We start from the raw sequence: 6,511 nt of genomic DNA on the forward strand, positions 1-6,511 counted from the left end.
CCCGACCCCGACCCCGACCCCGACCTCGACCCCGACCCCGACCCCGACCCCGACCTCGACCTCGACCTCGACCCGTCCCCCACAGTCGCCCCCGCCCCCTCCCTCGGGTACAACCCCCTGCGTGCAGCCGCTCCCCATCGACGACATCCTGCCGGACGCAGTCGCCGCGCTCCGCGCCGGACCGTCCCTCGTCATCGAGGCGCCGCCCGGCGCGGGCAAGACGACCCGCGTGCCCCCCGCCATCCACGCCGCGGGGGTCGCGGGCGGAGGCGAGGTCGTCGTGCTCGAGCCGCGGCGGCTCGCGGCGCGGCTCGCCGCGCGACGGGTCGCGGAGGAGCTGGGCGAGCGCGTCGGAGAGACGGTCGGGTACCAGGTGCGGTTCGAGGAGGTGACGAGCCCGCGCACGCGCATCCGCTACGTGACGGAGGGGCTCCTCACGCGCCGGCTCCTCGCCGAGCCGTCGCTCCGCGGCGTCGGGGCGGTGGTGCTCGACGAGCTTCACGAGCGCCACCTCCAGGGCGACCTCGCGCTCGCCCTGCTCCGCCGCCTCCAGCGGACGTCCCGGCCCGACCTGAAGCTCGTCGCGATGTCGGCGACGCTCGACGCAGGTCCCGTGGCCAGGTTCCTGGGCGCCGCGTCGCTCCGCTCGGAGGGGCGGCGCTTCGAGGTCGCCGTCGAGTACCTCTCCCCGGAGGAGGCCGCCCGGCCGGACTTGCGGCTCGACGACGCGGTCGCGCGCGCCGTGCGCCGGCTGCACCGCGAGGGGATGGACGGCGACGTGCTCGTCTTCCTCCCGGGAGCCGCCGAGATCCGGTGGGCGCGTGAGGCGCTCGCCGAGTGGGCGGCGGCGGCGGGGGTCGACCTCCTGCCGCTGCACGGCGACCTGCCGCCCGAGGAGCAGGATCGGGCCGTACGGACGGGGCCGCGGCGGAAGGTGATCCTCTCCACCAACGTCGCGGAGACCTCCGTCACCATCGAGGGCGTCGTCGCGGTGGTGGACTCGGGGCTCGCGCGCGTCGCCTCGCACTCCCCGTGGTCGGGCCTCCCGACCCTCGAGCTCCGCAAGGTGAGCCGCGCCTCCGCCGCGCAGCGCGCCGGCCGCGCCGGCCGCACCCGGCCCGGCCGCGCGCTCCGCCTCTACACGCGCCACGATCACGACGCGCGCCCCGAGTTCGAGGTGCCGGAGATCCTCCGCGAGGACCTCTCCGAGACGCTCCTCGCGCTGTCCGCCCTCGGCGCCGCGGAGGCCCTCGAGTGGTTCGAGCCGCCGCCTCCCGCCGCCGTCGCTGCGGCGCGCGCGCTGCTCGTCCGGCTCGGCGCGGTCGACGCGGGCGGCGCGATCACCGAGACCGGTCGGCGCATGCTGCGCCTGCCCGTCCACCCGCGCCAGGCGCGGCTCGCGATCGAGGCCGCCGCGCGCGGCGCGGCCGACGCCGGCGCGCTCCTCGCCGCGCTCCTCGGTGAGCGCGACCTCCGCGACCGCCGCGCGCTCGACGGCGGGGCCCTCCCCCCGACCGGGCCCTCCGACCTGCTCGAGCTCGCGCAGTCGTTCGAGGAGGCGGCGCGCGCGCGGTTCGCGCCGGATCGGCTCCGCCGCATGGGGCTCAACCCCGGCGCGGTGCAGGCGGTCGAGCGGAGCCGAAGGCAGCTGCAGCGGGTGGTGAGGTCGCTCGGGGCGACCCCGACCGCGACCTCGACCACCGCGCTCCTCCCCGGCACCACCGCCGAGGAGCACGCGCTGCTCCTCGCCACGCTCGCCGCCTATCCGGACCGGGTCGCCCGGCGGCGCGCGCCGGGATCGGACGAGGTGGTCCTCGTCGGCGGCGGCAGCGCGCGGCTCGACCCGGCGAGCGTCGTGCGCGAGGCGCCGCTCCTCGTGGCGGTCGACGCGGAGGAGCGCCGCGGCGATCGCCGCACGCCCGGTTCGCGCGCCGCCGAGGCGCGGGTGCGCGTCGCGAGCGCGGTGAGCGACGAGATGCTGCTCGACCTGTTCCCCGGGGCGCTCCGCTACGAGGACGCCGTGGGGTGGAACGCCGCCGCCGAGCGGGTGGAGGCGACCGAGCGGCTCGTGTACGAGGATCTCGTGCTCGAGGAGGTGCGCGCGCCCAGGGCGGATCCGGAGAAGGTCGCCGCGCTCCTCGCCGAGGAGGCGCTCTCCCGCGGGCCGCGTGCCTTCGCGCCGGAGGGCGCGCTCGATCGGCTCGTCGCGCGCATCGCCTTCGCCGCGCGGCAAGCGCCGGACGCCGGCGTCGCGCCGCCGACCGACGAGGAGCTCGCCGCGGCGCTCCGAGACCTGTGCGGAGGGAGGCGGAGCTTCGCCGAGCTGCGCGAGGCGGACCTGCCGGGCGCGCTCCTCGCCCGCCAGGACCCGAAGGCGCGCGCCGCGCTGGAGCGGCTCGCGCCGGAGCGGCTGACGCTGCCCGGCGGGCGCACGACCCGTATCCACTACGAGGCCGGCAAGCCGCCCTGGATCGAGAGCCGCCTGCAGGACTTCTTCGGCCTCGCGCAGGGCCCCGCGCTCGCCGGCGGGAGGGTGCCGCTCGTGCTGCACCTGCTCGCCCCGAACCAGCGCGCCGTGCAGGTGACGACCGACCTCGCCGGCTTCTGGGAGCGGCACTACCCCTCGATCCGGCGCGAGCTCGCCCGGCGCTATCCGCGCCACGCCTGGCCGGAGGATCCGAGGAACGCCGCGCCGCCTCCGGCGAGGAGGTAGGGACGGAGGAAGGCCGACCGCGACCTCGACCGCGACCGCGACCCCGACCGCGACCCCGACCCCGACCCCGACCCCGACCCCGACCCCGACCGCGACCGCGACCGCGACCTCGACCTCGACCTCGACCTCGACCTCGACCTCGACCTCGACCGCGACCTCGACCTCGACCTCGACCTCGACCGCGACCGCGACCGCGACCCGACCGCGACCTCGACCTCGACCTCGACCTCGACCCCGACCTCGACCGCGACCCCGACCCGACCCCGACCCCGCCGCACCCCCGGGGCTTGGCCGCCCTCCCTCGCGTACCGAAGTTCGGATCCGTGGTCTCCCGCCGAAAGGTCCCGCCCTACCGCGCGCAGCTCGCGCAGCTCGCGGACGAGGCGCCCGAGGGCGACGCGTGGGTGCACGAGATCAAGTACGACGGCTACCGGATCGGCTGCGCGATCGAGGACGGCGCGGTCACGCTCTGGAGCCGCAACGGCAAGGACTGGACGGCGCAGTTCCCGGAGGTCGCCGCCGCCGCGCGCAGGCTGAAGGTCCGCTCGGCGCTCCTCGACGGGGAGGTCGCCGCGGTGCTGCCCGACGGACGCACGAGCTTCCAGGCGCTGCAGAACGCGTTCGGCACCGGGCGGCGCGAGCTCCTCTACTTCGTCTTCGACCTCCTCCACCTCGACGGCGAGGACCTCGCCGAGCGTCCGCTCCTCGAGCGCAAGGCTGCCGTCGAGCGGCTCCTCGGCGAGGGCGCCGGGATCATCCGCTACGCGCAGCACTTCTCGGGGAGCGGCCGCGACATCCACCGCGAGGCGTGCAGGCTCGGGCTCGAGGGGATCGTCTCCAAGCGGGCCGACCGGCCTTACCGCCCCGGCCGGAACGCGACGTGGGTGAAGACGAAGTGCGTGCTCCGGCAGGAGCTCGTCGTCGGCGGCTTCACCGATCCCGAGGGCGCGGCTCGCGACGCCATCGGCGCGCTGCTCGTCGGCTACCCGGAGGGCGGCGCGCTGCGCTTTGCCGGAAAGGTCGGGACCGGGTGGACGAACGAGGGCGCGCGCGCTCTCCGCGAGCGGCTCGCGCGCCTCGCGCAGGAGCAGAGCCCGTTCACGCCGCCGCCGCCGGGCCGGCTCGGCCGGGACGCGCACTGGGTCAGGCCGGAGCTCGTGTGCGAGGTCGCGTTCACCGAGTGGACGCAGGACGGCAAGATCCGCCACCCGTCGTTCCAGGGGCTCAGGGAGGACAAGCGACCGGAGGAGGTCGTGCGGGAGCGGCCGACCCCGACCTCGACCTCGACCCCGACCCGCCGCCGAACCCCGGCCTCGCCCCGAGCCTCGCCACGCCCGCGGACGTCGCCCACCGGGCGTTCCCGAATCAAGCGCGGCCGTTAGATTGCCGGGCATGGGCCGCATCCGTGTCGGGACGAGCGGGTACCAGTACCGCCACTGGCGCGGCATCCTCTACCCGGAGGGCCTGCCCCAGCGCCAGTGGCTCCCGCACTACGCCCGCTTCTTCGACACGGTCGAGCTGAACGCGACGTTCTACCGGCTCCCCACGCCCGAGGCCGTCGAGCGCTGGCGCTCGGTCGTGCCGCGCGGGTTCACCTTCGCGGTGAAGGGGAGCCGCTACCTCACGCACCTGAAGCGGCTGCTCGACGCCGAGACCGGGCTCGATCGCTTCTACGCGCCCGTCTCGCGCCTCGGCGCGAAGCTCGGGCCGGTGCTGTGGCAGCTCCCGCCGAACATGAAGCCCGATCTCCCGCGCCTCGATCGGTTCCTCGGGCGGCTGCCGGCCGGGCGGCACGCGGTCGAGTTCCGGAACGAGGGCTGGTACTCGGAGCAGACGTGCGAGGTGCTGGAGCGACACGGGGCCGCGTTCTGCGAGCACGACAACATCCGTCGCCCGCCGCCCCGGCTCACCGGCCCGTTCCGCTACGTGCGCTTCCACGGCACGACCGGCCGGTACTCGGGCCGCTACGGCGTGGAGGCGCTCCGCCCGTTCGCGGCCGAGCTCCTCGCCTGGACGGCCCGGGGCGGCGGCGCGTTCGTCTACTTCAACAACGACCTGGGCGGGCACGCCGTGCTCGACGCGCTGGCGCTCCTCGCCCTCGTCGGCGAGGAGCGCCCGGCGCTCGACGCGTCGCCGTGAGCGCGCCCGGCGCGCGCGCCGAAGCGGGCGCTTCGGCGCCGCCGTGACGGCCGCCCGCCCGCGGCCCGTTCGCCTGCAGCCCCGTGCGCTCACCCACGAGTGAGCGGGCGCACGGGCGTGCCCGCGTTATGGCTGCGGCCATGCGGCGGGCCGTCTCCGGCCCATGCCCCGGAGGTTCACGATGAGGAAGCACGTGGCGGCGGCAGTACTGGCGATGGCGTTCGCGGGCCCGGCTGCGGCGGCGGAGGGAGAGCGAGCCGCCGCCGCGCCGCCCGACCTCGAGAAGCGGGTGGGAGAGATCGAGGCGGCCTTCAACGCGCACGACGCGAACGCGATGGCCGCGTTCTTCGCGCCGGATGGGACGTTCATCAACCCGCTCGGGAAGCGCGCGGTGGGACGAGACGCGGTGCTGGAGCGGTTCCGCGAGGACTTCGCCGCGCCGCTCAAGGACTCGAAGCATCGCATCCGCATCGAGCGCGTCCGGACGCTCGGAGACGCCGCGCTGCTCGATCTCGACCATGAGGTCACAGGGCCGAACCTCCCGCCGGCCGCCCCGCGTCCCGCCCACCCCCACAACGTCTTGCTCATGAAGAAGGACGACTCCGGCCAGTGGATGGTGGTCGACGCGCGCGTCTACTTCTTCCTGCCCACGGGAAAGCCCGGCGCTCCGGGGCGCGCGCCCGCCCGCGGCGTTGCGCCGAAGCCGCCCGAGCGGCGCTGAACGGACGGGAGCGATCCTCGGCTCGCCTGCGTCGAGGATCGCTCCCGCCGCCTGGGGCTCTTCCTCAGATCTCGAGCAGGAGCCGCTCGGGATCCTCGATCGCGTTCTTCACCGCGATGAGGAACTGCACGGCCTCGCGCCCGTCGACGATGCGGTGGTCGTACGAGAGGGCGACGTACATCATCGGCCGCGCGACGATCGCGTCTCCCTCGACCACCGCGCGCTTCTCGATCTTGTGGAGCCCGAGGATCCCGGACTGCGGCGGGTTCAGGATGGGCGTCGAGAGCAGCGAGCCGTAGATCCCGCCGTTCGAGATGGTGAACGTCCCGCCGGCGAGGTCGTCCATCGTGATGCGGTTGTCGCGCGCCTTCTTCGCGAGCTCGCCGATCTTCTTCTCGACGTCGGCGAAGGAGAGCGCGTCCGCGTCGCGCACGATCGGGACGACGAGCCCCTTCCCGCCGCCCACCGCGACCCCGATGTCGTAGTGGTCCTTGTAGACGATGTCGGTGCCGCGGACCTCCGCGTTCACCGCCGGGAACGCGCGCAGCCCATCGACCGCGGCCTTCACGAAGAACGACATGAAGCCGAGCTTCACCCCGTGCTTCGCGAGGAACGCCTCGCCGTGCCGCTCGCGCACCGCGAGCACGCGCGACATGTCGATCTCGTTGAAGGTGGTGAGGATGGCGGCGGTGTGCTGCGCCTCCACGAGGCGGCGCGCGACGGTGCGCCGGAGCGAGGTCATCGCCACGACGCGCTCGCGGGCGGTCGCGCCGTCCTTCGGCGCGGGCGCGGGCGCCGGCGCCGGACCGCGCGCCTCGGCGGGCCGCTCGAGGGCGCGGACCACGTCCTCCTTGCGCACCTGCCCGCCGGGACCCGAGCCCGCCACGGCGCCCAGCTCGAGCCCGTGCTCCGCGAGGAGCCGCCGCGCGCTCGGCGGG

The 6,511-nt window shown here is 75.6% G+C and carries 5 protein-coding genes; 4 read left to right on the plus strand and 1 reads right to left on the minus strand.

Annotated features, from left to right (window positions below; genetic code table 11):
• Window positions 1–121: 121 nt before the first annotated feature.
• The 4 genes from hrpB (at window position 122) to MNY62_RS24970 (ending at window position 5,573) form a co-directional block, all read left to right on the plus strand.
• A complete protein-coding gene (gene hrpB / locus MNY62_RS24955; protein ID WP_242347041.1) occupies window positions 122–2,713 on the plus strand; it encodes an ATP-dependent helicase HrpB in 2,592 nt (863 codons plus the stop codon).
• A 323-nt stretch (window positions 2,714–3,036) separates the two neighbouring features.
• The gene (ligD, locus tag MNY62_RS24960; RefSeq protein ID WP_242347042.1) at window positions 3,037–4,095 is read left to right on the plus strand and encodes a non-homologous end-joining DNA ligase; all 1,059 of its coding nucleotides are present in this window, start codon (window positions 3,037–3,039) and stop codon (window positions 4,093–4,095) included.
• Between the two features lie 10 nt (window positions 4,096–4,105).
• Complete coding sequence (locus tag MNY62_RS24965) at window positions 4,106–4,852, plus strand: DUF72 domain-containing protein (protein ID WP_242347043.1); 747 nt, start codon at window positions 4,106–4,108, stop codon at window positions 4,850–4,852.
• A gap of 181 nt (window positions 4,853–5,033) precedes the next feature.
• A complete protein-coding gene (locus tag MNY62_RS24970; protein ID WP_242347044.1) occupies window positions 5,034–5,573 on the plus strand; it encodes a YybH family protein in 540 nt (179 codons plus the stop codon).
• Window positions 5,574–5,637: 64 nt separating this feature from the next.
• On the opposite strand, the gene odhB is transcribed toward MNY62_RS24970, so the two are convergent.
• The coding region (gene odhB / locus MNY62_RS24975; RefSeq protein ID WP_242347045.1) for a 2-oxoglutarate dehydrogenase complex dihydrolipoyllysine-residue succinyltransferase at window positions 5,638–6,511 on the minus strand (874 nt) is incomplete at its 5' end.

Origin of the sequence: Anaeromyxobacter terrae (assembly GCF_022690685.1) — a bacterium.
Taxonomy (GTDB): Bacteria; Myxococcota; Myxococcia; order Myxococcales; family Anaeromyxobacteraceae; genus Anaeromyxobacter; species Anaeromyxobacter terrae.

Bases quoted from the DNA above. Each gene is read 5' to 3' on its own strand.
- MNY62_RS24965 (WP_242347043.1), top strand. From the start codon at position 4,106: ATGGGCCGCATCCGTGTCGGGACGAGCGGGTACCAGTACCGCCACTGG.
- MNY62_RS24970 (WP_242347044.1), top strand. From the start codon at position 5,034: ATGAGGAAGCACGTGGCGGCGGCAGTACTGGCGATGGCGTTCGCGGGC.